General features: G+C 62.1%; 38 protein-coding genes. 32 read left to right on the top strand and 6 right to left on the bottom strand.

Going from position 1 to position 26,292, the window contains the following annotated elements; translation table 11 throughout:
* The 24 genes from GJR96_RS09670 to secY are packed head-to-tail and all read left to right on the top strand — an operon-like array spanning position 1 to position 13,386.
* A complete protein-coding gene (locus GJR96_RS09670; RefSeq protein ID WP_151162741.1) occupies positions 1–1,017 on the top strand; it encodes a 50S ribosomal protein L3 in 1,017 nt (338 codons plus the stop codon).
* A gap of 3 nt (positions 1,018–1,020) precedes the next feature.
* Positions 1,021–1,767: a 50S ribosomal protein L4 gene (gene rpl4p / locus GJR96_RS09665; RefSeq protein WP_151162740.1), complete on the top strand. Its 747-nt coding sequence runs from the start codon at positions 1,021–1,023 to the stop codon at positions 1,765–1,767.
* Positions 1,764–2,015, top strand: a complete 252-nt coding sequence (locus GJR96_RS09660) for a 50S ribosomal protein L23 (protein ID WP_058571930.1) — start codon at positions 1,764–1,766, stop codon at positions 2,013–2,015. The genes rpl4p and GJR96_RS09660 overlap by 4 nt, the downstream gene beginning before the upstream one ends.
* A gap of 2 nt (positions 2,016–2,017) precedes the next feature.
* Complete coding sequence (locus GJR96_RS09655) at positions 2,018–2,743, top strand: 50S ribosomal protein L2 (RefSeq protein ID WP_151162739.1); 726 nt, start codon at positions 2,018–2,020, stop codon at positions 2,741–2,743.
* Between the two features lie 2 nt (positions 2,744–2,745).
* Positions 2,746–3,168, top strand: a complete 423-nt coding sequence (locus tag GJR96_RS09650) for a 30S ribosomal protein S19 (protein ID WP_058571928.1) — start codon at positions 2,746–2,748, stop codon at positions 3,166–3,168.
* 4 nt (positions 3,169–3,172) lie between these two features.
* Positions 3,173–3,634 carry a 50S ribosomal protein L22 gene (locus tag GJR96_RS09645; protein ID WP_151162738.1) on the top strand — a complete coding sequence of 154 codons (462 nt, stop codon included), beginning with the start codon at positions 3,173–3,175 and terminating at the stop codon, positions 3,632–3,634.
* Entirely contained in the window at positions 3,634–4,536 is a 903-nt protein-coding gene (locus GJR96_RS09640) for a 30S ribosomal protein S3 (protein ID WP_151162737.1), read from the top strand. The genes GJR96_RS09645 and GJR96_RS09640 overlap by 1 nt, the downstream gene beginning before the upstream one ends.
* Positions 4,537–4,749, top strand: coding sequence for a 50S ribosomal protein L29 (gene rpmC / locus GJR96_RS09635; protein WP_058571921.1), 213 nt, complete (start codon positions 4,537–4,539; stop codon positions 4,747–4,749).
* Positions 4,750–5,181, top strand: a complete 432-nt coding sequence (locus GJR96_RS09630) for a ribonuclease P protein component 1 (RefSeq protein ID WP_058571920.1) — start codon at positions 4,750–4,752, stop codon at positions 5,179–5,181.
* Positions 5,172–5,516, top strand: a complete 345-nt coding sequence (locus tag GJR96_RS09625; RefSeq protein WP_151162736.1) for a 30S ribosomal protein S17 — start codon at positions 5,172–5,174, stop codon at positions 5,514–5,516. Before GJR96_RS09630 ends, GJR96_RS09625 begins: the two co-directional genes overlap by 10 nt.
* Positions 5,516–5,914, top strand: a complete 399-nt coding sequence (locus GJR96_RS09620) for a 50S ribosomal protein L14 (RefSeq protein ID WP_004042597.1) — start codon at positions 5,516–5,518, stop codon at positions 5,912–5,914. Before GJR96_RS09625 ends, GJR96_RS09620 begins: the two co-directional genes overlap by 1 nt.
* Position 5,915: 1 nt before the next feature.
* Positions 5,916–6,272 (top strand): 50S ribosomal protein L24, encoded by a 357-nt coding sequence (gene rplX, locus GJR96_RS09615; protein WP_058571918.1) that lies wholly within the window; start codon positions 5,916–5,918, stop codon positions 6,270–6,272.
* Positions 6,269–6,970 (top strand): 30S ribosomal protein S4e, encoded by a 702-nt coding sequence (locus tag GJR96_RS09610; RefSeq protein ID WP_151162735.1) that lies wholly within the window; start codon positions 6,269–6,271, stop codon positions 6,968–6,970. The genes rplX and GJR96_RS09610 overlap by 4 nt, the downstream gene beginning before the upstream one ends.
* A complete protein-coding gene (locus GJR96_RS09605) occupies positions 6,967–7,485 on the top strand; it encodes a 50S ribosomal protein L5 (protein WP_058571916.1) in 519 nt (172 codons plus the stop codon). The genes GJR96_RS09610 and GJR96_RS09605 overlap by 4 nt, the downstream gene beginning before the upstream one ends.
* Positions 7,482–7,658, top strand: a complete 177-nt coding sequence (locus GJR96_RS09600) for a 30S ribosomal protein S14 (protein ID WP_058571915.1) — start codon at positions 7,482–7,484, stop codon at positions 7,656–7,658. The genes GJR96_RS09605 and GJR96_RS09600 overlap by 4 nt, the downstream gene beginning before the upstream one ends.
* 3 nt (positions 7,659–7,661) lie before the next feature.
* A complete protein-coding gene (locus GJR96_RS09595; protein ID WP_058571914.1) occupies positions 7,662–8,054 on the top strand; it encodes a 30S ribosomal protein S8 in 393 nt (130 codons plus the stop codon).
* Positions 8,055–8,058: 4 nt separating this feature from the next.
* Positions 8,059–8,595: a 50S ribosomal protein L6 gene (locus GJR96_RS09590; protein ID WP_151162734.1), complete on the top strand. Its 537-nt coding sequence runs from the start codon at positions 8,059–8,061 to the stop codon at positions 8,593–8,595.
* Positions 8,595–9,299: a 50S ribosomal protein L32e gene (locus tag GJR96_RS09585; RefSeq protein ID WP_151162733.1), complete on the top strand. Its 705-nt coding sequence runs from the start codon at positions 8,595–8,597 to the stop codon at positions 9,297–9,299. Before GJR96_RS09590 ends, GJR96_RS09585 begins: the two co-directional genes overlap by 1 nt.
* Positions 9,299–9,754, top strand: a complete 456-nt coding sequence (locus GJR96_RS09580) for a 50S ribosomal protein L19e (RefSeq protein ID WP_151162732.1) — start codon at positions 9,299–9,301, stop codon at positions 9,752–9,754. Before GJR96_RS09585 ends, GJR96_RS09580 begins: the two co-directional genes overlap by 1 nt.
* Positions 9,754–10,308: a 50S ribosomal protein L18 gene (locus tag GJR96_RS09575; RefSeq protein WP_058571910.1), complete on the top strand. Its 555-nt coding sequence runs from the start codon at positions 9,754–9,756 to the stop codon at positions 10,306–10,308. The genes GJR96_RS09580 and GJR96_RS09575 overlap by 1 nt, the downstream gene beginning before the upstream one ends.
* The gene (locus GJR96_RS09570; protein WP_058571909.1) at positions 10,305–10,949 is read left to right on the top strand and encodes a 30S ribosomal protein S5; all 645 of its coding nucleotides are present in this window, start codon (positions 10,305–10,307) and stop codon (positions 10,947–10,949) included. The genes GJR96_RS09575 and GJR96_RS09570 overlap by 4 nt, the downstream gene beginning before the upstream one ends.
* Positions 10,949–11,413 (top strand): 50S ribosomal protein L30, encoded by a 465-nt coding sequence (locus tag GJR96_RS09565; RefSeq protein ID WP_151162731.1) that lies wholly within the window; start codon positions 10,949–10,951, stop codon positions 11,411–11,413. The genes GJR96_RS09570 and GJR96_RS09565 overlap by 1 nt, the downstream gene beginning before the upstream one ends.
* On the top strand, positions 11,410–11,913 hold the full coding sequence (locus GJR96_RS09560) for an uL15m family ribosomal protein (protein ID WP_151162730.1): 504 nt from the start codon (positions 11,410–11,412) through the stop codon (positions 11,911–11,913). The genes GJR96_RS09565 and GJR96_RS09560 overlap by 4 nt, the downstream gene beginning before the upstream one ends.
* A 3-nt stretch (positions 11,914–11,916) precedes the next feature.
* Positions 11,917–13,386 (top strand): preprotein translocase subunit SecY, encoded by a 1,470-nt coding sequence (gene secY / locus GJR96_RS09555; protein WP_151162729.1) that lies wholly within the window; start codon positions 11,917–11,919, stop codon positions 13,384–13,386.
* Between the two features lie 48 nt (positions 13,387–13,434).
* Here secY and GJR96_RS18105 read toward each other — a convergent pair whose 3' ends face one another.
* The 4 genes from GJR96_RS18105 to GJR96_RS09535 all read right to left on the bottom strand — a co-directional run bounded on the left by GJR96_RS18105 (position 13,435) and on the right by GJR96_RS09535 (position 18,872).
* Positions 13,435–13,629, bottom strand: coding sequence for a hypothetical protein (locus GJR96_RS18105; protein WP_191965837.1), 195 nt, complete (start codon positions 13,627–13,629; stop codon positions 13,435–13,437).
* 19 nt (positions 13,630–13,648) lie between these two features.
* Positions 13,649–14,215, bottom strand: a complete 567-nt coding sequence (locus GJR96_RS09545) for an LURP-one-related/scramblase family protein (protein ID WP_225317731.1) — start codon at positions 14,213–14,215, stop codon at positions 13,649–13,651.
* A 174-nt stretch (positions 14,216–14,389) separates the two neighbouring features.
* On the bottom strand, positions 14,390–16,729 hold the full coding sequence (locus tag GJR96_RS09540) for a hypothetical protein (RefSeq protein ID WP_151162728.1): 2,340 nt from the start codon (positions 16,727–16,729) through the stop codon (positions 14,390–14,392).
* Between the two features lie 64 nt (positions 16,730–16,793).
* Positions 16,794–18,872 (bottom strand): hypothetical protein, encoded by a 2,079-nt coding sequence (locus GJR96_RS09535; RefSeq protein WP_154326206.1) that lies wholly within the window; start codon positions 18,870–18,872, stop codon positions 16,794–16,796.
* A 538-nt stretch (positions 18,873–19,410) separates the two neighbouring features.
* On the opposite strand from GJR96_RS09535, the gene GJR96_RS09530 reads away from it, so the two are divergent.
* The 6 genes from GJR96_RS09530 (at position 19,411) to GJR96_RS09505 (ending at position 24,210) form a co-directional block, all read left to right on the top strand.
* Positions 19,411–20,121 (top strand): hypothetical protein, encoded by a 711-nt coding sequence (locus GJR96_RS09530; protein WP_151162727.1) that lies wholly within the window; start codon positions 19,411–19,413, stop codon positions 20,119–20,121.
* Between the two features lie 59 nt (positions 20,122–20,180).
* Positions 20,181–20,537: a hypothetical protein gene (locus GJR96_RS09525; protein ID WP_151162726.1), complete on the top strand. Its 357-nt coding sequence runs from the start codon at positions 20,181–20,183 to the stop codon at positions 20,535–20,537.
* Complete coding sequence (locus GJR96_RS09520) at positions 20,534–21,475, top strand: alpha/beta hydrolase (RefSeq protein ID WP_151162725.1); 942 nt, start codon at positions 20,534–20,536, stop codon at positions 21,473–21,475. The genes GJR96_RS09525 and GJR96_RS09520 overlap by 4 nt, the downstream gene beginning before the upstream one ends.
* 69 nt (positions 21,476–21,544) lie before the next feature.
* The gene (locus tag GJR96_RS09515; protein WP_151162724.1) at positions 21,545–22,030 is read left to right on the top strand and encodes a hypothetical protein; all 486 of its coding nucleotides are present in this window, start codon (positions 21,545–21,547) and stop codon (positions 22,028–22,030) included.
* Between the two features lie 119 nt (positions 22,031–22,149).
* A complete protein-coding gene (locus GJR96_RS09510; RefSeq protein ID WP_151162723.1) occupies positions 22,150–23,391 on the top strand; it encodes an ornithine cyclodeaminase in 1,242 nt (413 codons plus the stop codon).
* Positions 23,392–23,475: 84 nt separating this feature from the next.
* Positions 23,476–24,210, top strand: a complete 735-nt coding sequence (locus tag GJR96_RS09505; RefSeq protein ID WP_151162722.1) for a hypothetical protein — start codon at positions 23,476–23,478, stop codon at positions 24,208–24,210.
* Between the two features lie 7 nt (positions 24,211–24,217).
* Here GJR96_RS09505 and GJR96_RS09500 read toward each other — a convergent pair whose 3' ends face one another.
* Together GJR96_RS09500 and GJR96_RS09495 are read right to left on the bottom strand one after the other, a co-directional pair.
* The gene (locus tag GJR96_RS09500) at positions 24,218–24,622 is read right to left on the bottom strand and encodes a universal stress protein (RefSeq protein WP_151162721.1); all 405 of its coding nucleotides are present in this window, start codon (positions 24,620–24,622) and stop codon (positions 24,218–24,220) included.
* 51 nt (positions 24,623–24,673) lie between these two features.
* Positions 24,674–24,835 (bottom strand): DUF1059 domain-containing protein, encoded by a 162-nt coding sequence (locus GJR96_RS09495; protein WP_151162720.1) that lies wholly within the window; start codon positions 24,833–24,835, stop codon positions 24,674–24,676.
* Positions 24,836–24,950: 115 nt separating this feature from the next.
* Between GJR96_RS09495 and GJR96_RS09490 the strand changes: the two genes are divergently transcribed.
* Both GJR96_RS09490 and GJR96_RS09485 read left to right on the top strand, forming a co-directional pair.
* Entirely contained in the window at positions 24,951–25,958 is a 1,008-nt protein-coding gene (locus tag GJR96_RS09490; RefSeq protein WP_151162719.1) for a DUF7490 domain-containing protein, read from the top strand.
* The gene (locus tag GJR96_RS09485; protein WP_151162718.1) at positions 25,955–26,278 is read left to right on the top strand and encodes a hypothetical protein; all 324 of its coding nucleotides are present in this window, start codon (positions 25,955–25,957) and stop codon (positions 26,276–26,278) included. The genes GJR96_RS09490 and GJR96_RS09485 overlap by 4 nt, the downstream gene beginning before the upstream one ends.
* Positions 26,279–26,292 lie beyond the last annotated feature (14 nt).

Raw genomic sequence — 26,292 nt, 5'->3', positions numbered from 1 at the left:
ATGCCACAACCAAGCAGACCACGAAAAGGCTCGATGGGCTTCAGCCCACGCAAGCGTGTGACCAAAGAGGTCCCGCGCATCAAGTCGTGGCCAAGTGACGATGGCTCCCCTGCACTGCAGGGATTCGCTGGCTACAAAGCCGGCATGACCCACGTCATGATGGTCAACGACGAAGCGGACTCCCCCCGAGAGGGTATGGAGGAAGCAGTGCCGGTGACCGTCGTCGAGACGCCACCGATGCGTGCTGTCGCTCTTCGCGCCTACGAGCAGACGTCGTACGGTATGAAGCCGAAGACCGAGGTCTGGACGAACGAGTTCCACGACGAACTCGACCGCGTCCTCAACCTCCCGGCAGAAGATACGTTCGAAGAAGACGCCGAAGCGCTTCGCGAGGCCGTCGAGGCCGGCGAAGTCGACGACCTTCGTGTCATCACGCACACGGTCCCGTCTGAACTCAAGAACGTCCCGAAGAAGAAGCCCGACGTGATGGAGACTCGCGTCGGCGGTGGCTCCCTCGTGGAGCGTGCCGACTTCGCCCTCGACCTGATTGCCGAGGGTGGCGAACACGACATGTCCGACGTGTTCCGCGCTGGCGAGTACCTCGACGTCGCCGGTGTCACGAAGGGTAAGGGTACGCAGGGTCCCGTCAAGCGATGGGGCGTCCAGAAGCGGAAGGGCAAGCACGCCCGTCAGGGCTGGAGACGCCGTATTGGCAACCTCGGCCCGTGGAACCCGTCCCGCGTTCGCTCGACGGTTCCGCAGCTCGGTCAGACTGGTTACCACCAGCGCACCGAGCTCAACAAGCGCCTCATCGACCTCGGTGAGGGTGACGACGCCTCCGTCGACGGTGGCTTCGTCAACTACGGTGAGGTCGACGGCAACTACGCGCTCGTCAAGGGCTCGCTCCCGGGCCCCAACAAGCGTCTTCTGCGGTTCCGCCCGGCCGTCCGGCCGAACGACCAGCCGCGCCTCGACCCCGAGGTGCGCTTCGTCTCTACCGCATCGAACCAGGGTTAAACCATGCAGGCAACTATCCGAGACCTGAACGGTGACGACGCAGGCAGCATCGACCTGCCCGAGGTCTTCGAGACGGCTTACCGTCCGGACCTCATCAAGCGCGCTGTCATCGCTGCTCAGGCAAACCGAAAACAGCCGTACGGTTCCGACCCCTACGCTGGCATGCGAACGCCGGCAGAGTCCATGGGAAGCGGTCGCGGCATGTCGCACGACCCACGCCAGAACGGTGTGGCCCGACGTGTCCCGCACGCCGTCTCCGGTCGTCGCGCACACCCGCCGAAGGCCGAGAAGGACCAGGGGAAGGAGATCAACACCAAAGAGCGCAAACTCGCCGTCCGCTCGGCACTCGCCGCCACGGCGAACCCCGAAATCGTCCGCGAGCGCGGTCACCAGTTCGACGACGACCTCGAACTCCCGCTCGTCGTTTCCGACGACTTCGAGGACCTCGTCAAGACGAAGGAGGTCGTCGACCTCCTGCAGTCCCTCGGCGTCTACGCCGACATCGAGCGCTCTGAGGACAACAAGAAGGTGAAGGCCGGCCAAGGGAAGCTCCGTGGCCGCAAGTACACCCGTCCGAAGTCCATCCTCTTCGTGACGGCTGAGGAGCCCTCGAAGGCTGCTCGTAACCTCGCCGGTGTCGACGTCGCCACCGCGGCGAACGTCTCCGCCGAGGACCTCGCGCCCGGTACGCACGCCGGTCGCCTCACGCTCTTCACCGAAAGCGCTCTCGAGGAGGTCGCAGAACGATGAGCATCATCGAGCACCCGCTGGTCACCGAGAAAGCGATGAACCAGATGGACTTCCAGAACAAGCTCCAGTTCATCGTCCACGTCGACGCGACCAAGTCCGAGATTTCGGACGAAGTCGAGTCGCGGTACGACGTGACCGTCGAGAAGATCAACACACAGGTCACGATGAAAGGTAAGAAGAAAGCAACTGTTCGTCTCTCTGAGGACGACGACGCGCAGGAAATCGCGTCGCGAATTGGGGTGTTCTAACCATGGGACGCCGAATTCAGGGCCAGCGTCGTGGTCGCGGTTCGTCCACCTTCCGGGCACCGTCGCACCGCTACAAGGCCGAACTGTCGCACAAGAAGTCCGAGAAGAAAGACACTATCTCGGGTACGGTCGTCGGCATCGAGCACGACCCCGCCCGCAGTGCGCCCATCGCCCTCGTCGAGTTCGAGGACGAACAGCGCATGATTCTCGCGCCCGAGGGAGTCACCGTCGGCGAAGAGCTTCAGATCGGCGTCTCCGCCGAAATCAAGCCCGGCAACACGCTGCCGCTCGCCGAGATTCCCGAAGGTGTCCCCGTCTGTAACGTCGAGCGTCAGCCCGGCGACGGCGGGAAGTTCGCCCGCGCCTCCGGTGTCAGCGCGCAGCTCCTCTCGCACGACCGTAAGGTCGCCGTCGTGAAGCTGCCATCGGGTGAGGTCAAGCGCCTCAACCCCGAGTGCCGTGCCACCATCGGCGTCGTCGCCGGTGGCGGCCGCACGGAGAAGCCGTTCGTCAAGGCAGGGAAGAAGTACCACAAGATGAAAGCGCGCGGTATCAAGTGGCCGCGCGTTCGTGGTGTTGCAATGAACGCCGTCGACCACCCGTTCGGTGGCGGTGGCCGTCAGCACCCCGGTCAGCCGAAGTCCGTCTCGCGGAACGCCCCGCCGGGACGGAAGGTCGGTGACATCGCCTCCAAGCGCACCGGTCGCGGTGGCAAGGGAGGTAAGTAATCATGAGCACGCAATACCGTACCGGCCGCGAAGGTGAGTTCACCTACCGTGGCTACACGCTCGAAGAGCTGCAGGATATGGAGCTCGACGAAGTCGCGGAACTGCTCCCCGCTCGTCAGCGGCGAACCATCACCCGTGGCCTGTCGACCGAGCACGAGAAACTGCTCGCGAAGGTCGAAGACAAGACGGAAGAGGAGACGGCGAACGCACCAGTGCGAACGCACCTGCGTGACATGCCGATTCTCCCCGAATTCGTCGGTCTCACCTTCGCTGTGTACAACGGTCAGGAATTCGAGCGCGTCAAGGTTCAGCCCGAGATGATCGGACACTACCTTGGCGAGTTCCAGCTGACCCGTTCGTCAGTGACCCACGGTCAGGCCGGTATCGGCGCGACCCGGTCCTCGAAGTTCGTGCCGCTCAAGTAAAACCATGGGAATCAATTACAGCGTCGAGGCCGACCCGGACTCCACGGCCAAAGGTATGCTCCGGGACCGGCCCATCAGCCTCAAGCACAGTAAGGCCATCTCCCGCGCCATCAAGGGGATGACCGTCGCCGACGCCGAGGAGTACCTCGAAGCCGTCATCGACGGCGAGCGCTCGGTCCCGTTCAAGCAGCACAACTCTGGTGTCGGTCACCGAAGCGACATCGAGGGCTGGGACGCAGGACGATACCCTGAGAAAGCGTCCAAGGCGTTCCTCGAACTCCTCGAGAACGTCCGCAACAACGCGACCGAACAGGGATTCGACGGACCAGCCATGGAGATTAAACACCTCGCCGCCCACAAGGTCGGCGAACGTCAGGGTCGCAAGCCCCGCGCCTTCGGCCGGGCAGACCCGTGGAACACCCCAATCTGTGACGTCGAACTCATCATCGAAGAGGTCGAGGAATAATGGCTGACGAACACCAATTCATCGAGAACGGACTGCAGCGGTCCCAGATCGACGAGTTCTTCGCCGAAGAACTCGGCCGCGCCGGCTACGGCGGCATGGACGTCGCGAAGACGCCCATGGGTACGCAGATCGTGCTCAAGGCCGAGAAGCCCGGGATGGTCATCGGGAAGGGTGGCAAGAACATCCGTAAGGTGACTCGCGAACTCGAAGAGCGATTCAACCTCGACGACCCCCAGATCGACGTGCAGGAAGTCGACGAACCGGACCTCAACGCCCGGATCGTCGCCGACCGCCTCGCCAACGCACTCGAACGTGGTTGGTACTTCCGTAAAGCGGGCCACACGACCATCGACCGTATCATGGACGCCGGCGCCCTCGGTGCCGAAATCGTCCTCTCCGGGAAGGTCACGGGCGCTCGCTCGCGCGTGGAGAAGTTCAACCGTGGCTACATCAAGCACAACGGTGAACCCGCACAGGAAATCGTCGACGAGGGTCAGGGCGTCGCAGTCATGAAGCTCGGTACCATCGGCGTCACGGTCAAGATCATCCCGCCGGGTGCGCGCCTCCCCGACGACTTCGAAGTCGAGGAAGACGCCCAGCCCGAAGCGGTCGAACAGATCGAAGAGACCGAGAGCGTCGAAGACCTCCTCGAAGAGGAACCGGAAGAGATTCCGGACGTCGCCGAGGACGTCGAAGCAGAGCCCGAGACGGAAGCCGTCGACGAGGAAGTCGTCGAGGAAGCCGTCGAAGAAGTCATCGACGACGAAGAAGTCGTCGAGGACGAAGCGGCCGACGACGACGACGAGGAAGCCGTCGAGGAAGAACTCGACGAAGACGTCGCCGAAGAGGCGGCCGACCTCGTCGCCGAGATGGAAGACGAAGACGAGACGGAGGAAGAATAAATGGCGATCCTCTACACCGAAGAGATTCGCGACATGACGCCCGCAGAGCGCGTCGCCGAGCTCGAAGAGCTCGAGACCGAACTGCTCAACGCCAAGGCCGTTCAGGCCGCGGGTGGCGCACCGGACAACCCGGGGCGCGTCTCTGAACTGAAGAAGACCATCGCCCGAATCAAGACGATTCAGGGCGAAGAAGGCGACCTCGACGAAGAATAAATGCCACTGACACCCGAGACCCTCACGCGACACGAACTCAACGGCCTCTCTGTAGAGGTCGTCGAGGCGGCGAACCCCGACTTGGTCGGGATAGCCGGGCGTATCGTCGTCGAGACGATGCGCACTTTGATGGTCGACGACGGGACTCGGGTGCGGCAGGTGCCGAAACGAGGGGCGACCTTCGAATTTGCAATTCCGAGCACAGATGAAGCCGCCGGCGCTGCGAAGGCGTCGGGGACCACGTCCAAACTTCGATCGGATACTACTGGCGGATTAGATGCCAGTCAGTCTGGTCGGCGCGCCGACTCATCATCGGCCGCTTCCCACACCGGGAATTGCGAGGGCGTGGCCTACGTTACGGTGGATGGCTCACAACTGCTCTCACGACCCGCCCTACGCACCGAAACTACAGGTGACTCGAAATGGCGATAGGACTTGACGTTCCAATGCCTCCGGAACCCGACGACTCGGAGGCTTACGACTACGATAAATGTCCGTTCTACGGCTCGCTCTCCGTCCGGGGTCAGACCCTGGAGGGCAAAGTCGTCTCGACGGACATGGCAAAGACCGTCATCGTCGAGCGGGAGTACGACGTATTCGTTCCGAAGTACGACCGCTACATGAAGCGACGTTCGCGCATTCCGGCACACGTGCCGGGCGTGCTCGACCACGTCGCTGTCGGTGACGAAGTAACAATTGCGGAGACACGCCCGCTCTCGAAGACCAAATCACACGTTGTGGTTGAGATCATCGGGGGTGACGAGTGATGGAAGCGCTCAAAGCAGACATCACCAAAGGCGTTGCTCGTGGCTCGCTGGTCACGTGCGCCGACAACACCGGTGCTCGTGAACTGAAGATTATCAGCGTCGCGGGTTACTCCGGCACGAAGAACCGCCACCCCAAGGCAGGCATCGGGGACAAGGTGACCGTCTCGGTCACCAAAGGGACTCCCGAGATGCGCCGCCAGGTGCTCGAAGCCGTCATCGTCCGACAGCGGAAATCCATCCGCCGGCCGGACGGGACGCGCGTGAAGTTCGAGGACAACGCCGCCGTCATCATCGACGAGATGGAAGAGCCTCGCGGGACCGAGATCAAAGGTCCTGTTGCGCGTGAAGTGGCCGAGCGCTTCGGGAGTATCGCATCGACGGCTACGATGATTGTATAGTATGACCCGACAACCGCGCAAACAGCGAAACGAAGTTCGCAATGCGCCGCTCCACGAGCGGCAAAAGCAGGTCCGCGCACCGCTGTCGGCCGACCTCCGCGAGGAGTACGACACCCGGAACGTCCGCGTCAACGTGGGCGACACCGTGGAGGTACTCCGTGGCGACTTCGCCGGCGAAGATGGCGAAGTCACCGAGGTCGACCTCAAGGACGCCGTCATCTACGTCGAAGGCGTCACTGTGGCCAAAGCCGACGGTGAGGAGGTCCCACGACCCCTTCAGGCCAGTAACGTCCGCGTGACGGAACTGGACCTCGAAGACGACGTGCGCGAGGCCCGACTCAAGGAGGATAACGAATGACTCGACACCAGAAGCGACTGTCCGTACCGAAGTCCTGGCCGGTCGAGCGCAAGACAGGCACGTTCACGGTCAAAGCCGGTGCCGGCCCGCACGGCGAAGCAGGGGTTCCCCTGCTCATCGTCCTGCGCGACGTGCTCGGCTACGTGGACTCGAAGAAGGAGGCCAAGTACGCCCTCAACAACCAGAGTGTTCTGGTCAACGGCGACCCGGCTTCCGACGTTCGCCGTCCCATCGGGATGTTCGACATCCTGGCGTTCACCGAGCGTGACGAATACTACCGTGTCTTCCCCGACGAGGGAGGCCGTCTCGCACTCACGCCAGTCGACGCCGACTCGGCATCCAGCCGACTCGGTAAGATCGTCCGCAAGACGCAGGTCAGCGGTGGCAAGTTCCAGCTGACCCTTCACGACGGCTCGAACCTCGTCGTCGACGACGCCTCGGAGTACGACAACAAGGACTCCATCGTCGTTGACAACGAGACGAAAGAGGTCGTCGTCCACTTCCCCTACGAGGAAGGTGCACTCGTGACCGCCGTCGCTGGCACCCACGCCGGCGAAATCGGTGAAGTCACCGAGATCATCACGACCAAGGGCAGCGGAAACAACTCCGTTGTCGTCGAGACCGAAGACGGCGAGTTCGAGACCATCGAACAGTACGTCGTCGTCATCGACGAGAACTTCACGGGTGATGACGAATGAGCGAGGCTGAATTCCACGCGATGCGCGACCCGCGTATCGAGAAGGTCGTCGTCCACATGGGCGTCGGCGAAGGTGGTCGCGAACTCGCGAAAGCCGAGGACATCCTCGAAGAGATCACGGGCCAAGAGAGCGTTCGAACGGTCTCCGGCCGTGCCTCGCAGGACTTCGGTGTCCGCCGAGGCGAACCCGTCGGTGCGAAGGTCACCCTCCGTGGTGACACCGCCGTCGAGTTCCTCGAGACCGCACTCCCCATCGCAGACCTCTCGTACTCGTCGTTCGACGAGACGGGGAACTTCGGCTTCGGTGTCGAAGAACACACCGAATTCCCGAGTCAGGAGTACGACCCGCAGATCGGTATCTACGGCCTGGACGTGACGGTCAACCTCGTCCGCCCCGGATACCGTGTGAAGAAGCGCGACAAGCGCTCTCGCCAGATTCCGTCTTCCCACCGGATGACCGTCGAGGACGCCGTCGCGTTCATCGAATCCACGTTCGACGTGGAGGTTGAAGAATGAGCGATAGCGAAACAGAACAGACGGGCGAGCACGCATCCCGCCGCACCGGCCAGGAGAACGAGTGCCGGCGTTGCGGTCGAAAACAGGGACTTGTCGGCAAGTACGACATCAACCTGTGCCGACAGTGCTTCCGAGAGATTGCCCGCGATATGGGATTCAAGAAGTACCGATAAGTCATGGCTGACAACGACCCACTCAGTAGCGCGCTTTCCGGTGTGAACAACGCCGAGAGCGTCGGACACCTGTCCCACGAGATCCAGCCCGCCTCGAACATCATCGGCTCCGTCCTCGAGGTCTTCTACGACCGCGGGTACGTCGACGGCTTCGAATTCGTCGACGACGGCAAGGCCGGTAAGTTCGAGGTCGAACTGAAAGGCGCAATCAACAAGTGTGGCGCCGTCAAACCGCGGTACTCCGCGGGTGCTGACGACTTCGAGCGATGGGAGAAGCAGTTCCTCCCTGCCCGTGATTACGGTGCGCTCATCGTCACGACGAGCCACGGCGTCATGAGCCACTACGAGGCCCGCGAACAGGGCATCGGTGGCCAGATTATCGCCTACGTCTACTAGAACAATGAGCCGAATAGAAATCGAAATCCCGGACGAGGTAACCGCCGAGGTCGACAACCTCGAACTCACCGTCGAGGGTTCCAACGGCAGCGTCACCAAGCGCCTGTGGTACCCGAATATCTCGGTCACCGTCGAAGACGGTTCCGTGGCCATCGAGACCGACGTCGAGAACGCGAAGACGAACGCGACGATCGGCACCTTCGAGAGCCACGTGAACAACATGCTTCACGGCGTCACCGAGGGATGGGAGTACCAGATGGAAGTCCACTACGCTCACTTCCCGATGCAAGTGAGCGTCGAAGGTGACGAAGTCGTCATCAAGAACTTCCTCGGCGAGAAGTCCCCGCGACGAGCAGAGATTCGCGGTGACACAGAGGTACAGGTCGACGGCGAAGAAGTCACCCTGAGCGGCCCCAGCAAGGAGGACGTCGGGCAGACTGCCGCCGACATCGAACAACTCACTCGCGTCACGGACAAGGACACTCGCGTGTTCACCGACGGCGTGTACATCACCCAGAAACCCAAGACCGGTGGTGCCTAATGTCGGAAGAAATCACCGAACTCGAAGACATCAGCGGTGTCGGCCCGTCGAAGGCTGACGCACTCCGCGACGCAGGTTTCGAGACTGTCGACGACGTGCAGGCCGCGAGCCAGTCCGAACTGGCCGAGGTCGACGGCATTGGTAACGCGCTCGCTGCGCGTATCAAGGCCGACGTCGGTGGCCTCGAAGTCTCCGAAGAGGCGGAGGCTGAGGTCGAAGACGAGTCCGAAGAAGCCGAAGAAGAGCCAGCCGAAGACGTCGAGACCGAACTTCGCCCCCGCGGCCACGCGGACAAGAAGCCCGAACTCGACGCCGAGAAGGCCGCGGCCCTCGCACAGAAGCGCCGCGAAGGCAAGCCGCAGTTCAACCGGCAAGACTACCACAAGAAGAAGCGCACGCCCACGTCGTGGCGTCGCCCCCGTGGTGGTCTCTCCAAGCAGCGCCGTGGCATCAAGGGCAAAGGCCCCAAGGTCGAAGCGGGTTACCGCACGCCGAAGGCCGCCCGTGGTCTGCACCCGTCCGGCTTCGAGGAAGTCCGCGTGTTCAACACGGACGACCTCGAAGGCGTCGACGGCGACACGCAGGCCGTTCGTATCGCGTCCTCGGTCGGCGCGCGCAAGCGCGAGCGCATCGAGGAAGAGTGTGAGGACCGCGAGATTCGCGTCCTCAACCCCACCTACGTCGAAGTCGAGGTGGACAACTGATGACGGACCTGAAAGCACAGAAGCGCATGGCCGCTGACGTCCTCGACGTCGGTAAGGGCCGTGTGTGGTTCGACCCCGACGCACAGTCCGACATCGCGGAGGCCATCACGCGCGAAGACATTCGTGAACTCGTCGACGAGGGCACGATTCGTGCGAAGGACGCCAAGGGCAACTCGAAAGGACGCGCACGCGAGCGCGCCGCCAAGCGTTCCTACGGTCACCGTAAGGGTGCCGGCTCCCGCAAGGGCCGTTCCGGCGCTCGGAAGAACAAGAAAGACGCATGGGTCAGCCGAATCCGCGCCCAGCGCCGTCGCCTGAAAGAGCTGCGTGACGACGGTACGCTCGACCGTACCCAGTACCGCTCGCTCTACAACAAGGCGTCCGGTGGCGAATTCGACAGCGTGGACCGGCTCGAAGCATACATCCAGAACAACTACCAGGTGGAGATTCAATAATGGCGACAGGACCACGATACAAGGTTCCGATGCGTCGCCGCCGCGAAGTCCGGACGGACTACCATCAAAGGTTGCGCCTGCTGAAATCGGGTAAACCCCGCCTCGTTGCTCGCGTGAGCAACAAGCACGTCAGGGCGCAGCTGGTCACGCCGGGCCCGCAGGGCGACGAGACCCACGCTGCAGCGACCTCTGCCGACCTCGCCGAGTACGGCTGGGAAGCCCCCACGGGCAACCTCCCGAGCGCGTACCTCACGGGGTACCTGGCAGGCAAGCGGGCGCTGGCCGCCGGCGTCGAGGAAGCGGTCCTCGACATCGGCCTCAACACGGCCACGCCCGGAAACAAGGTCTTCGCAGTGCAGGAGGGTGCTATCGACGCTGGCCTCGAAATCCCCCACAACGACGCAGTGCTCGCTGACTGGGACCGCAACCGCGGTGTCCACATCGCAGAGTACGCAGAGCAGCTCGACGAGCCGCTCTACAGTGGAGACTTCGACGCCACGAACCTCCCCGACCACTTCGACGAAGTGCTCGGGAACCTTCAGGAGGACGAATGAGCAGAAATAACAACGGCTGGGAGCCGCGAACGCGGCTCGGCCGCATGGTGCAGAACGGCGACGTCACGTCGATGGACCACGCGCTCGAGACCGGGCTTCCGCTCAAGGAGCCCCAGATCGTCGACCAGCTCCTCCCCGGACTGGAAGACGAAGTTCTCGACATCAACATGGTTCAGCGCATGACCGACTCCGGCCGCCGGGTGAAGTTCCGGTGTGTCGTTGCTGTCGGTAACCGTGACGGCTACCTCGGCTATGCTGAAGCCCGCGACGACCAGGTCGGCGGGGCGATTCAGAAAGCTATCGAGGTGGCGAAACTGAACATTATCAAGGTTGACCGCGGCTCCGGTTCCTGGGAAGACCGTGCAGGTGGCCTCAACTCCCTCTCGCGCAAGGCAGAAGGGAAAGCAGGCTCCGTGACGGTCCGAATCATCCCGGCACCGCAGGGTCTCGGCCTCGCGGCCGCAGAGACGGTCCGCAACATCCTCGAACTCGCCGGCGTCCAGGACGCCTGGACCAAGAGTGACGGGAATACGCGAACGACCGTCAACCTCGCCAAGGCAACGTACAACGCACTCAAGAACGCGTCGCAGTCCCGTACTCCGCAACGCGCTCGTGAGATTCGTCAGGAGGTGCGCGACTGATGCAGGCTATCGTCCAACTTCGCGGTGAAGTCGACATGGCACAGGACGTCCGTGACACGCTGTCGATGCTCAACATCCACCGTGTCAACCACGCGACGTTCGTCCCCGAGACCGACACCTACCGTGGAATGATCACGAAGGTCAACGACTACGTCGCACACGGCACGCCGAGTGTCGACGTCGTCGAGACGCTCGTCCGCACCCGCGCCGAACCCGAGAAGGGCTCCGGCGACATCACGGACGAATGGGTCTCCGAGAACACGGACTTCGAGGACGTGACCTCGCTCGCACAGGCCGTCTACGACGAAGAGACGACCCTGCGCGAACAGGGCATCTCCCCGGTCCTCCGTCTCCACCCGGCACGTGGTGGCCACCGCGGCCAGAAGCACGTCACGAAGGAAGGCGGTCAACTCGGTAAGCACGAGACCGACCAAATCGACGAACTCCTGGAGGCAATGCGATGACGTCTAAGAAACGACGCCAGCGTGGCTCCCGGACCCACAGCGGCGGTACCCACAAGAACCGGCGTGGTGCCGGACACCGTGGTGGCCGCGGCCGTGCCGGGCGCGACAAGCACGAATTCCACAACTACGAACCGCTCGGCAAGCACGGCTTCAAGCGACCGGACGTCCTGCAGGACACCGTCGCCGAAGTCAAGGTCCAGAAGCTTGACGAGGACGCTGCCCTCCTCGCCGCCGACGGACTCGCCGAGAAAGACGGTGACGCCTACACCATCGACGCTCGCGACGTGGCCGAGGACGGCTGGGAAGCGGACGTCGTCAAGGTGCTCGGTGGCGGGCAAGTTCGCAACGAACTGAACGTCGTCGCCGACGCGTTCACCGCCGGTGCCGTCGAACTCATCGAAGAGGCTGGCGGCAGCGCAGAACTCTCCGAACGCGCAGAAGAAGCGGCCGAAGCGGAAGCGGAAGCTGAAGCCGACGCCGACCAGGACGACGAGGAATAAATCATGGGATGGAAGGACGCCGCCGAACCAGTGCTGGCGCGGATGCCCGCAGTCGCCCGACCGGAGGGACACGTACCGTTCCGCCGGAAACTCGGGTGGACGGGTGGCATCCTCGTCCTGTACTTCTTCCTGACGAACGTGACGCTGTTCGGCGTCGACGCTGCGGCCGCGAACGACCTCTTCGGTCAGTTCCGGTCCATCTTGGCCGGCCAGCAAGGGTCGGTGCTCCAACTGGGCATCGGTCCAATCGTCACGGCAAGCATCGTCTTACAACTGCTTGGCGGTGCTGACCTGCTCGGGCTCGACACCGACAACAACCCGCGCGACCAGGTCCTCTATCAGGGCCTCCAGAAGTTGCTCGTCGGGGTCATGATCGTCCTGACGGGCCTGCCGATGGTGTTCGCCGGCAACTTCCTGCCGGCCGACCCGGCCGTCGCGGCCTCGCTCGGCATCGGTTCTTTCGGCGTGAAGAGTCTCATCTTCGCGCAGATTGCCGTCGGTGGTGTCCTCATCCTGTTCATGGACGAGATCGTCAGCAAGTGGGGCGTCGGCTCCGGTGTTGGGCTGTTCATCATCGCCGGTGTCAGCCAGCAGCTCGTCGGTGGGCTGTTCAGTTGGCAGGGTCTCGGTGGCGCGTCGGGCTTCTTCCCGACGTGGTTCGGAATCATCTCCGGTTCCGTCGAACTACCGTCCTCGCCGACTGACCTGCTGTCGACCATCTTCCTCGGTCAGGGCCAACTGCTCGCGCTCATCACGACGGTGCTCATCTTCGGCATCGTCGTGTACGCCGAGAGTGTCCGCGTGGAGATTCCTCTCTCGCACGCTCGTGTGAAGGGTGCCCGCGGTCGCTTCCCGGTCAAACTCATCTACGCGAGTGTCCTGCCGATGATTCTCGTCCGTGCCCTGCAGGCGAACATCCAGTTCCTCGGGCGAATCCTCGACAGCCAGTGGGCAGGAATGCCTGCGTGGCTGGGCGAGTACGCGAGTGGACAGGTCACCGGTGGCCTGTTCTACTACCTCGCGCCCATCCAGTCGCGCTCCGATTGGATGTGGTTCCTGGGTCTCACGTCGGCCGACCCGCTCGACATCGCCATCCGCGTCCTCATCGACCTCGCGTTCATGATTGTCGGTGGCGCGGTGTTCGCTGTCTTCTGGGTCGAGACGACGGGCATGGGGCCCGAATCGACTGCACGACAGATTCAGAACTCCGGGATGCAGATTCCCGGTTTCCGACGTAACCCGCAGGTCATCGAGAAGGTCATGGAGCGGTACATCCCGCAAGTGACCGTCATCGGTGGCGCGCTCGTCGGCCTGCTCGCCGTCATGGCGAACATGCTGGGTACCATCGGTGCCGTCTCCGGGACGGGGCTGCTGCTTACGGTCTCCATCACGTACAAACTGTACGAGGAGATTGCCGAGGAGCAGCTCATGGAGATGCACCCGATGATGCGCCAGATGTTCGGCAGCGAGTAAGGAACACCTGTCCACTTTTCATTTTACTCGCGACGTGAGTGGCGACACTCACTCTTCTTCAGCAAACCCGTGCGAACCCACCAGCGGCACGAACCGAACCCCACCGTAGTTCGTCCGTTCGATTCGGCCGTCCTCCGTCGTCACGACCGCGTTCGCGACTCTCGTCGTGTAGATGTGACCGCGTTCGCGGAGAGAGTCGACGAGGGTCTGTCGTACCCGTGACGTTCTCTCGTCGTCTGTCATCGCGCGAATTTGTCGTCTGTCACCGCGTTGGGTGAACCATCATGTCGAGGGCGACTGTACAGGCGACCACGAGACCAGTGTCCATCTCCGGGGAGACTTCGATACCGTAGGAGTCGCGGATACGGAACCACTTCTTCGAGACTTCTGCGACGCGTTCACCGTTGCGCATCAGCCTGTACTCGTGGTCGAGGATGTTCCCTTTCACCGTGAGGTCACGGCCACCACCGATGGAGATGGTAAACCGGTCTCGGAGGGGCGTGATGAGTGCTTTCTTGATAGTCGCTTCGGGGCGACCGTCCTTCTGTACCGTCATGGTGTCCTTGATGCGGACGATTTTCTCTTGAATTCTGTAGGTGTCCCCGCTCTGGAGGTCCTCCATCACGAGGGTGTCCCGGACGCGGAGGGCCTTCCCGTCGATTTTGAACACACGCATCCCGGCCTGATTCTCGACGTAGAAGTCGTCCCCGATAGAGATGAGCTTCTGCGTCATCTTGTAGCGCTCCCACTCTCGTCTCCCGCCACGGCGTCCGATACCGCGGTCTTCTCGTCTCGCTCGCCGCGCTTCCGCCCTTGGTCTTCGAGCCATACGCGATAGAACGGGCGGAGGCACGATGTAAATGTTGGGCGAGTGACTGTTATGTCTACCCCGACTGACGTTCGTCCACAGGTGAACCACGGGTGTCTCGCGAGGCACTGTCGATAAAGAGTTGGACCAAAGCGCACGACATCGGCCGGGAGACCGATGTCGGTGTCGATTCGGTTAGTTCTCCGACGAACCGTCGTCCGAGTCGGAACTCGTGTCGATGTCGTCGGTCTGGTTCTGTTCGTTGTTCGAGTCGTCGGATGACGAACTGTCGGTTTGCTCGCCGCCGTCAGACGACGAGTTGTCAGTCTGCTCGCCGCCGTCATTCGAGTCGGTGGAGTCGTTCGACTCACTTCCAGCGTCTTCAGTCGAGTCCGAAGCGTTGTCGGTACTGTTAGAGTCGGTTTCCTCGGAGTGGCTCTCGCCGTCGTCGGAACTCGACCCGTCACCCTGTCTCTGCTCTTCTTCAGCGCTCTGACTCTGACTCTGGGAGTTGCCGTCGCCGACTTGCACCTGACCTTGCGACTGGGTAGTCGACTGACTCTCGCTTTGGGTTCCACTCGTCGAGTCGTCTGAGTCGCTCGACGCGTCACTCGCAGACTGTTCTTGGTCCTGGTCGGCGCTCTGGCTCTGCGACTGCTGGTTGTTATCGCCGATTTGAATCTGGACCTGCGTCTGGATGATGGTCTGACCCTGCGTCTGGCCGCCGTCGGTCATCACAGTGCCAGACTGTTGTTGGGTCTGACTGGAGACTTGCGTCTGGCCCTGATAGGTCTGGCCGTCGACGGTGACCTGAACCTGAACGTCGATGTTCGACGACACCTGGTCGTCGTTCGACGAGGTGGTCCCCTGGGCTTGACCTTGGCCCTGACCTGCCTGCGACCCGGTGTCTTGTTCCTGCGACTGCGACTGGGCTACCGACTGCGTCTGGTCCTGGTCGCCGCCGGACTGACCTTGCGCCTGGTCCTGGTCGGACGTCTGGCCCTGTGTCTGGGTGTTGCCGTCACCGCTCTGACTCTGGGCCTGATTCTGGTCAGACGTCTGTCGCTGGTTCTGCGACGAATCGTCGTCGGACTGAGTTTGGTCTTGCGACTGGTCGGCATCTTGCGACTGGTCCTGCGAACTGTCTTCGCCGGACTGGGTCTGGTCTTGCGTCTGGTCTGTGTCCTGCGACTGGTCTTGCTCGGCACCGTCGCCGGTCTGACGCTGACTTTGACCCTGGTCGGACGTCTGGTCCTGTGTTTGGTCGCTGTCGTCAGCGGACTGCGTCTGCTGTTGTGTCTGGTCGTCGGACTGACGCTGTTGCTGGTCGTTGTCTTCGCCGGACTGGGCCTGGTCTTGCGTCTGCTCGCTCTCTTGGCCTTGCGCCTGGTCACTGTCGTCGCCGGACTGACTCTGCTGTTGAGCCTGGTCGTCCGACTGGCGTTGCGACTGGTCGTTGCTCTCGCCAGTCTGTTCTTGGTCCTGCGACTGCGTGTCCGTCTGACTCTGGCACTGCGTGCTGTCGTCGCCGGACTGTGCTTGACTCTGGTCTTGATCGGCGAGTTGACCTTGCGACTGTTCGCTGTCCTCACTGTCTTGTGCTTGCTCCTGTTCTTGCGTCGTATCTTCGGTCTGGCACTGCTCGCTGTCGTCGCCGCTCTGGGTCTGACTCTGACGCTGTGCGGCGTCCTGTTCTTCGTTCTGCTGGTTGGCCGTCCCGTCTTGGGTCTGGGTCTGCGTCTGTCCAGTGGCCTGCCCCTGCGTCTGGCTACTGTCTTCGCCAGACTGGGCCTGCGTCTGCCGCTGGTTCCCGTCTTGGGACTGGTCTTGGTCGTTGTCTTCGCCGGACTGCGACTGGTCTTGTCCGCGCGCGAAGGCCTGACCCTGCGACTGGTCGTTGTCCTCGCCGGACTGCGATTGGTCCTGCGATTGGTCGACCGTTTGGTCGCTCGATTGGTCGCTGTCCTCACTCGGACCGGTGTTCTCGGAGGGGTTCACGCTCCCGTCCGCGCCGTCGGCGCGGTCGGGGTTGTCGTCGTGGTGGTCAGACGACTCGGAACTGTCCGAGTTCGAATCAGAGTCGTCTGAATTGGAGTCGGAGTCGTCCGAATTCGACCCAGAGTTACCCGAATTCGAGTCGGAGTTCTCTGAATCGGAGTCGTCCGCGTTCGAGTCGGAGTCGTCTCCGGTCGGCGAACCGGGTCCTTCGCTGTGTTGCGATTGCTCGTTGTCGTCACCGTCGGCGGACGAATCTGCCTGGTTCGAACTGGCGTCACCTGCGTCATCGTCGTCCGAATCTGAGTCGGACGGGTTCGACACAGAGACGTCTCCGGTCGGTGTACCGGGCCCTGCACTGTACTGCGATTGTTCGTTAGCGATACTCGGTTGTTGCGCGCCACTGTCCAAGGCTGCTGCTGCACCGTCCAGTTGGTTCGATCCGACCTGTATCGGTGCGACGAGCCCAGTCGTTCCGATGACGACGAGAAGCGCGACAGCAACCACCAACAGTGAACTCGATTTCGTTGTCGATTTCATGAATACCTCTAGATAATGAGAGTCCCGCCGGGCATCCGGCGGAGAACTCGAGGAGAGTGGTCGCTTACTGGCTCTGCGTCTGCGTTTGCGTCACCGTCTGACTCTGGGTCTGACTGCTGTCGTCAGCAGACTGCTCTTGGGTCTGGTCTTGGTCAGCGTCCTGGGTCTGCTCCTGGACGTTGTCCTCGCCAGACTGCGTCTGTGACTGACCCTGACCCGAGGTCTGACTCTGGGTCTGACTGCTGTCGTCGCCAGTCTGCTCTTGGGTCTGGTCTTGGTCAGCGTCTTGCGACTGTGCTTGGTCGTTGTCTTCGCCGGTCTGTTCTTGGCTCTCAGTCTGGGTCGCAGTCTGGTCCTGCGACTGACTGCTGCCATCGGTCTCTTGGGTCTGTTCTTCGTCTTGGTCGACGGTCTGGCTCTGGTCCTGGGAGCTGTCTTCAGCGTCCTGGTTCTGGACCTGTTCTTGGCCAGAGGTCTGGCTCTGGTCCTGCGAGCTGTCGTCGCTCTGCTGTTCCTGTTCTTGCGTCTTGTCTGCGTCCTGCGTCTGCGTCTGGTCGTTTTCTTCGCCAGCCTGGTCCTGACTCTGACCCTGGACGGACGTCTGGTCTTGCGACTGGTCGTTGTTTTCGCCGTCCTGCTGCGTCGCGTGTTGGTGCTGGTCGTCAGTCTGCGACTGCTCCTGACTGTTGTCTTCACCCTGCTGGTTCTGACTCTCGGTCTGGTCGGAGGTCTGGTCTTGCGTCTGCGTGTTGTCCTCACCGGACTGGTGCTGACGTTCACGCTGGCTCGACGACTGGTCGGCCTGCTGGTCGTTGTCTTCGCCGGTCTGCGTCTGGGAGCTCGTCTGAGCCGACGACTGGGTCCGGCTCTGGTCGTTGTCTTCGCCCCACTGACGCTGCTGACCGCGCTGTTCGTTCTCCTGGGTCTGTTCCTGGGAGTTGTCTTCACCAGCCTGCGACTGGTCTTGCGTCTGGACGGCGTCCTGGTCGAAGTCCTGGTCGTTGTCTTCGCCCCACTGGCGCTGGTTCGCACGCTGGGTGGCGGTCTGTTCACCGAACTGGTCGTTGTACTCACCTATCTGGGTCTGCGAAGCGTCCTGCGAGATGAGTTGGCTCAGGTCCTGGTCGTTGTCTTCGCCCCACTGACGCTGGTTCGCGTGCTGGCGAGCGTCCTGAGTGTGTTCTTGCGAGCTGTATTCTGCGTCCTGAATCTGGTCGCGAAGTTGCTCGATGTACTGGTTGAGCGACTGGTCACTGTCGTCGGCCCACTGCCGCTCGTTCGCGTGTTGGCGAGCGGACTGGTCTTGGTACTGTTCGTTGTACTGACCGTACTGCATCTGGGCGTGGTACTGCCCGATAAGTTGCGACAGAGTCTGTTCGCTGTCGTCAGCGTGCTGGCGAGCGTTCGCGTGCTGGCGAGCGAACTGGTCTTGGCCTTGGTCGCTGTAATCAGCGAGTTGGTACTGCTCTTGCAGTTGGTCGATGACGGCCATGATGTCCTGGACGCTGTTCTCACCGCGCTGGTTCACCTGACCGATTTGTTCGGAGACCTGGTCTCCGTACTGTGTGCTGCCCACGATGGGGTGGTTCCCCTGCGACTGCATCTGCATCTGCGTCAGGCGCTCAGTCTGCGATTGCTGGTTGCCTTCACCGCGCTGGTTCTCCATCTGCGCCTGACCTGCCTCCTGCGACTGCTCTTGGGCGAGTTCGTCGCCGTTCTGGTCTTGTTCTTGGTCTTGGTCGAGGCTCTGACGCTGCTCTTGGTCGTTGTCCTCGCCGTACTGACTCTGCGCCTCAGTCTGACCGGACGACTGGCTCTGGGCCTGGTCACTGTCCGTCGCGTCTTGGTCCTGTTCTTGGTTCTGGCCAAGGTCTTGGGACTGAGACTGGTCACTTTCGTCACTGCACTGGTCTTGACCGACGACCATCGACGCTATCTGGCTCTGGCTTTGTGTGTTGTCCGAGCCCGCTTGCGATTGGTCTTGGTCACGATCGAACGATTGGTCTTGGTATTGTGCACCGTCTTCTGCTGTACACGCCGGTCCAGTACCGCCGTGTCCTGCTGCGGCGGCGCCCATGCTGAACATGACCGTCACCGCGACGAGAACGACGAGTGCGCTTTGTAGTGTTGTTCGTGCTGCCATGGTGGTCGAAGCACCACCGAGCAATCGTACATGTTGACAATTTGTTATTAATTAGCTATCACTCCGAGGGACATTCATTTCCAACACACTGGAGTCCAATTGCGGCGGGACCCGACAGTGATTGTGTCTCGCGAACACCGGATAGTCGCGTGTTAATCAAGACGCCAGACGAACCATCACCGAGCCAAGAATTTCACAGAGAGCGACGAATCAGGAACTCGTCGAGAGACGAGGTGGCACGACGAAACCTCGGACACCGCTCAGAAAAATGCAGGACGAAGACGGCCTCCGGCAGCCTCGCAGTTCGGTAGCTGTGAGACAGAACGTGTCAGGTGCGTTTTACTCTCGTCGTGCACACTCGTTATGCACGCCGTATTCAGAACACAAACGAACCCATCTTCGAGGGTCCCATCGGAGAACACGACGAGAAACGGAGAGAAGTGACGACGGCCGTCACTCCCTACTCGGGAGTTCCGGTCAGTCACAGACGAACAGTCGACCCTGCCGATTTTTGTATCCCATTCGAGACAGGCAGTGTATGAACGAAGGGCGACTCGCACTCGACATCGAGACGGCGAGCCCGCACGGACCGCCGAGTGACTTCCGGAACACGGCCGACTTCGAACTTGTCGCCGTCGGACTCGGCTACCGAACCGACGGCGGTACCGAAGTCGAAGTCCTCCTCCGCGATGGCGACTGGGCAGTCGAACACACCGCCGAACTCCTTCGGGCAGTCGTCGAGTGGTGTGAGAAACGCGGTGGTCCAGTCGTCACCTACAACGGCGAGTACTTCGACGAACATCACCTTCGAGCGTGGGCGCGACAGGTCGCAGACGAAGGCATCTGGCCCGACGCACCGTCTCACGTTGACGCACTCTTTTCGGACCACGTCGACCTCGGAACGCTCGCGGCGACAGCGTTTCCGCACGCCGTCCGGTCGAACAGGGACATCCCCGCACTCTGGAAAGCCTGCGAGGAGGCCGGCGTCGACCAACCCACCGTGTGGTACGACGACTACGACCTCTCGGCTGACTATCTCGACAGCCTCGGAATCGACGACTCACACGTCAAAGGTGCGCACGTCGGTGAGGCCCTCGGGGAGCGATACGTCGAAGGCGTCGTCGCTGGCATCGACCACACGCACACGCACGCCGAACTCACTCGCTTGCTCGTCGACTACGCCGCCGGCGACATCGAACCGCTCTTTTCACTCCACGACGCCCTCCGCCGACACGACGCCCGGGTCTAACTCTCGCAGTGTCGTGTCGCGCGGCAAACGTTTAGCCGACGGGTACCGTATCACGCTCCATGAACGACCTCGAACCGACTGTCGCCGTCGAGGAGGCACTCCGTGGAAACGGTATCAGTGTCGAGTCACTCTCCATCGACGATTCGATTTCGGTGACCTATCTCACGGCGTTCCCGGACGTCGAACCCGACCACGGTGAAGTCGGGCGTGCCGTCACTGCGTTCCTCGAACTCTCGCAGGTCGACGACTGGGAACCGACGACAGTCGACGCCACGATTCTCCGTAGCGAGGGCGACGTGCAGGCGACGTGGCGACTCGACGAAGACTGGATTCGAGCGTACAACCGCTACGAACTCGACGACGAGGACCTCTCTAAACGCGTCCTCGACAGTCTCTACGAGGAGGGCGACGCGTGAGCACGTGGCGTCACCGCGGCGAACCACCCGCGGCACGTGGCCCGCGACGGCCGTCGCACTTCGACTACTCACGTGTCTCACTCACCTTCGAGAGCGACGGCATAGCGTGTGCAGGATGGCTCTACCGCCCGGATGGCGTTGAAACTCCTCCCGTCGTCGTCATGGCAGGTGAACTCGCCGCAGAACGACGCTTCGGCCTTCGACCCTACGCAGAACGGTTAGCAGAAGCAGGGTACGCCGCGTTCCTCTTCGACTATCGAAACGTCGGCGACTCGGATGGCGAACCGCGGAACCTCGTCGCGCCCGACGAACAAGTCGACGACTGGCACGCGGCACTCGAAGGACTCCGCGAACGCTCCGAAATCGACGGAAACCGTATCGTCCTCTGGGGTGCTGGCCTATCCGGTGGCTACGCGCTCCGCGTCGCCGCCGAAGACACTCGTGTCGCTGCCGTCGTCGCACAGAACCCGATGCTCGACGGGTCTGGTGTGATGGGTGGCCGGGGTGTCCGCGGCACACTCGCTGCACTCGGCGCTGGCGTCCGCGACAAACTCCAGTCTCGACTCCTCGGCCCGTATCGCGTCCCAGTCCTCGGCGATGGCACGTCAATGTCCGTCTTCGAAGACACGGTGGTTCGTGGCGAGTACCGTGAACTCGTCCCACCGGGGAGCACGTGGCGTGACGAGACTCCTGCACGGGTGTTCCTCTCGATGTTCCGCTACCGCGCGCTCTCGGACCCGGATGCCATCACCTGCCCGGTGCTCCTCGTCGCCGGAACGCGCGACGAACTCGCTCCTACAGACGACGTCGCCTCCCTCGCCGACGAACTCACAAACGCGACGCTCGTCGAACTGCCGGCAGGTCACTTCGACCACTACGACCGAACCTTCGAGCAGACGTTCGGCCACCTTCTGTCGTTCTTACAGGCAGTCGCGTAACCGAACCTGTTCGTCTGTTTAACTCTCGCGGGAACGGTTATGTCCCCCGGCGACGTACGTCACTCGATTATGAATTCTGTCCGTACGCTCGTCTCGTTGTTCCTCGTCCTCGCACTCGTCTCTGCGTCGGGTCCCGTCCTCGCACAGGAGTCAGAGACACCCAGCGACGAAGAGATGAAGGCACTCCTCGACGAGGGTGTCGCCCTCTACAACGACAACGTCGACCAGTTGGACGTCTCGTTCGCTAGGAGCCTCATCGCCGGAAAGACGGTGAACGTCTACATCGATGACGGGGGCGAGACCCACGTGTTCTCGGCCAGCGTCGAAGACGACATGACCATCTCGAACGTTGCGACCGGACCGAATGCCGACGCCTCGACGCGCATCAGCACCGACCGCCAGACGCTCGAAGCGATAGCCGCGTCGTCTGACCCACTGGGAGAAGTCGAACAGGCGGTCCGCGACGACCGTATCCGAGTCTCGGGTGAGAAGGGCCACCTCGTCGACCAAGCCGTCTGGACCGTCGCCAACGTCTTCAAAGGCTTCCTCCTCTGAGGCCTGCCGGTCTGCCAGTCCATCGTTTTGTTCTCTCGCTTCGCCGTGAGCGAATGCGTCGTCGTCGGTGAACTGTCGCGGTCGTAACCCACTTTGCCCCCACGGCCGATTCTCCGTCGATGACGAACACGCGCACGGTCGAACTCGAAGGCCACATCATCGACTCCGGGATGATGCAACAGGCCATGGGTATCGTGATGGACCTCGGGGGGAACTTCGACATCGAGGAGTTCGACGTCGGACGACAGAAAGATAAGACGTCGTACTGCCGGATGTCGGTCTCGGCGGACGACGAGTCGGACCTTCAGGAGATTCTCCACGAACTCCACCAAATCGGGGCGAACCTCACCGACCCCGTGGACGCACACGTCGAACCCTCGCCCGCAGACCAGGTCGTCCCGGTCGGGTTCTACTCGACGACCAACCACCCGACCGAAGTCCGCTACGACGGACGATGGCTCCCGGTCGAAGATATCGAGATGGACTGCGCGATAGTCGTCGACCCCGACGCACCCGACGGTCCACGCGCCTACACGAAAGTCCTCAACAGCGTCGAGGAGGGTGACCTCGTCGTCACCGACGAGGCGGGTATCCGCGTCAAACCGCCGGAACGCCCCCGTGACGCCTCCGGTCCGTTCGGATTCATGCAAGGCGGCGTCTCCTCGGAACGACCGTCCGAGTCGCTCATCGGCGAAGTTGCCGACGCACTTCGAGAGACCAAAGAGGAGGGCGGCAACGTCCTCGTCGTCGCCGGTCCGGCACTCATTCACTCCGGCGGCGGCGACGCACTCGCCCGTCTCATCCGAGAGGGGTACATCGACATGATTTCCGCTGGGAACGGCTTCGCCACCCACGACATCGAACGCGGCCTCTACGGCACGTCTCTCGGCATGGACATGGAGACGATGGAACACCCCCGGAAGGGCCACAAACACCACATCTACACCATCAGCGAGGTCATCCGTGCGGGCGGCATCGAGTCCGCCGTCGAGGAGGGACTCATCAAAGAGGGTGTGATGTACGAGTGCGTGAAGAACGACGTGCCGTACGTCCTCGCAGGGTCCATCCGCGACGACGGCCCACTTCCGGACACCATCACCGACACCATCGAAGCACAGAACGCCATCCGTGAGCAGGCCCACCAAGCCGACATGGTGCTCATGCTTTCGACGCTCCTGCACTCCGTCGCCGTCGGAAACTGTCTGCCGTCGACGGCGAAGACCGTCTGCGTGGACATCAACCCCGCCACCGTCACGCAACTCCTCGACAGGGGGTCGTCGCAGGCAATCGGGATGGTGACCGACATCGGGACGTTCGTCCCGACGCTCGCCGAGAAAGTCCTCGACGAATCGGCCGAGTAATCGCGTCTCGTTTCTCTACCGTCTCGAACCCGAGATAGTCAGGTACACGCCGATATTATAACCCCGACTGTCTTCAGTAGGGGTATGCACTCGATGTGGAAAGCCCTCCTCGTTGCATCTCTGGTCCTCGTGGCCGGATGTTCGGGTGGGACTGGTGGTGAAGACGCGACCACGACGGCGACAGAGACCGGAAACCTCACCGCAACCGTCACGACGACGCCGACGGGTGGCGACGATGGCAGTGGTGGGGCGAACAACGGCGACTCGAACTCGATGATGTTCGACTTCAATCAATCGTGGGACCAACAGTTCCGCGAAGGACAGTACTACCGATACGAGATAACCTCACCAAATATCGACGGCACGGCGACGTACGAATGGGAAGTCCTCGACGCGACGGAAGACGAAGTGACCATCCGGACGAAAGTCGTCACCGAAGACTCCACCAGTGAACAGACCGTGACCGCGGCGCGAGACGAACTCTACAGCGAACTCTCCGGAAGTCCGTCCGGGTCGATTGCGACTGTCGGATTCAACTCGCCGTACTACAGCGGTGTCGAGGGCGAGACGCTCGAAGTCGGTGATAGCTGGGAAGCCTCGGGCACGAACGGGGACGTGAGTTTCACAGTCGAGCGTACCTCGTCGTACGCGGGCCTCGACTGTGCGAACTTCGTGGTACGCACGAACGGCAGCGTGTTCTGGGAGAGTTGTGTCTCCCCAGAGAGTCCACTCCCGGGCTACATGGCGTTCTACGAGGAGGAAGGTGACGACGAACCGGTCTTCGAGATGACACTCGTCGAGTACCGGCCCGGAAACTGAGGCGGTCTCAGTAGACTTTTTCGAGCGGAACGACCGCCATCGGGACGTTCGACGACAAGAGCACGTCCTGTGCGGTACTCCCGAAGACGATTTTCGAGGTCGGGTTCCGTTTTCTGACGCCGATGACGATTTCGTCGGCACCCTGTTCGTCGGCACATTCGAGGATGTCTTCGGCCGCCTCGTTACCTCGGATGTACTGGTGTGTTTCGACGGTGACGAAGTCACCGAGTCGAGAGGAGACGACGTTCAGTGCGTCGTCGCCGTCACGAACGTCGTCACTGTCTGTACTGTCGCCGCCTTTGTGGGAGTTGACGACGTGAACCACGTCGCCCGTCTCGATACGTCGCGAGAGGTAGTCACAGAGTTCGGCACTGGTGTGTACCGAGTTCGTGCCCATAACGTACGTTGCCATGCCACATATCCCTACGCCGTCCTATAAAAATCCACGCCTCTCGCAGTTCGGTCAGACCTGCTTCGCCATCGCCTTTACGTCTGCGACGGTCATCTCTTTGTCGTGTTTGCTGTGTGCGTGGTCCTGGATGATTTTCACGAGTTCGTCTTCGTTTTCCGAAGTTACACTGAACCCACACGCACACGTTGCCTGCTGCATCATCGTCTTCGACATGCCACACTATGTACGCTATACAGTGTCAAAAACCGTGTTTACGTTTTCACAGACTCTCTCGACTGACGATTAATCAGGGACAAAACATTTACCGACCGCTAGATGTCAATCGACCATGGATAGAAACGCCCTCCTCGCTGGCGGGGCCGTCGGCGTCCTTCTCGTCGCGGCAGTCACCGCTGTCCTCGTCCCCGGTGTCCTCGCGGACCCGACAGACGAGGGTCCGGTCAGGCCCGGTCCGGTAGACGTTGCGGACGTGTCCATATCGGCCGGCCCCGCGACGGGAGAGACAGTGACGCTCGGCATCGAGACCCGAATCGACCATCGACGAAACCCGACTCACAACGTGAGCGTCCTCGTTCGCGCCATCGACGCCGAGTCGGGACTCTTGACGACGACAGAACGAGTGGACGTCGGCACCCTCACTCGTGACGGTGAAGCGACTGCGACGGCCAACCTGACGGTCCCGCGGGAAGGTGGCTACGACATCGAGGTGCTCCTGTTCCGCGAGGCCGAACGGGTCGACCAGACCGAAAAGAGCATCCGTGGCGTCTCGGCCATCAAACCGCCGTACCTCCGCTCGACCACCTCGTTCACCAAGTCCGAGGCACTCCCGCCCGTCTCCTTTTCCATCGCAGAGGCTGGCGAGGACCGGACTACACTCGACCTGACGGCGACGCTCACCAACTCCGGTGACGACCCGGCCGAAGACCTCTCGGTCACGTTCGTCCTCCGGCAGGCCGAGTCGAACATCGTCGCGTCGCGGACGACAGTCGACGCGGGGACCATCCGCGCCGGCCGGACCGAGTCGGTGGACGCGACTGCGACCGTACCGAACGACTACAACTACTACATCGACGTCGTGCTGCTTCGGGATGGTGTCGTCATCGACTCCGCCCGCGGCGCGGCGAACCTGGACCCAACGAGGACGATTAGCGTGAACGAAACCACAGAAGACGTCGAACTGCGCGTCGACGACTTCGAAGGCGGCGGAGCATCGACACCCGAAGAGACCGACTACGAAGCGACCCGAACCGAGTCCGCAGCGCCCGGGTTCGGCGTCGTCGTCGCACTCGTGGCACTCCTCGCCACCGCGTTCGTCACCCGGAGGTGGAGACGATGAGCGACGAGACGCCGACCAAATCGAGTTCGACGAAGAAACAGCGGACGCAGACCGTCCCCGACCCGGACGAAGACCCGACCGACCGGGAGAACCGTGAGTTCGCAGAGCGCCTGCGCCGGTACCTCGACTACGCCGTCCTCATCGGACTGTTGCTGCTCGCACTCATCGCGGCACTCCAGTTCTACCTCAACGCCTCGCAGACCATCTCGACGTGGGTGACACCCGAGTTCCGCGCGCCGTTCCAAGCCGCGTTCAACCTCGTGTTGCTTCTGGCGGCGGCGCTCGGTATCTCGGTGCAGATTCGCCGACTGACTGGGTAATCGATTCGTCGGCG

This window comes from Haloferax litoreum (assembly GCF_009674605.1).
GTDB lineage: Archaea > Halobacteriota > Halobacteria > Halobacteriales > Haloferacaceae > Haloferax > Haloferax litoreum.
The sequence above is the reverse complement of the archived record's forward strand: the minus strand, read 5'-3'. Positions and strand labels throughout refer to the sequence as shown.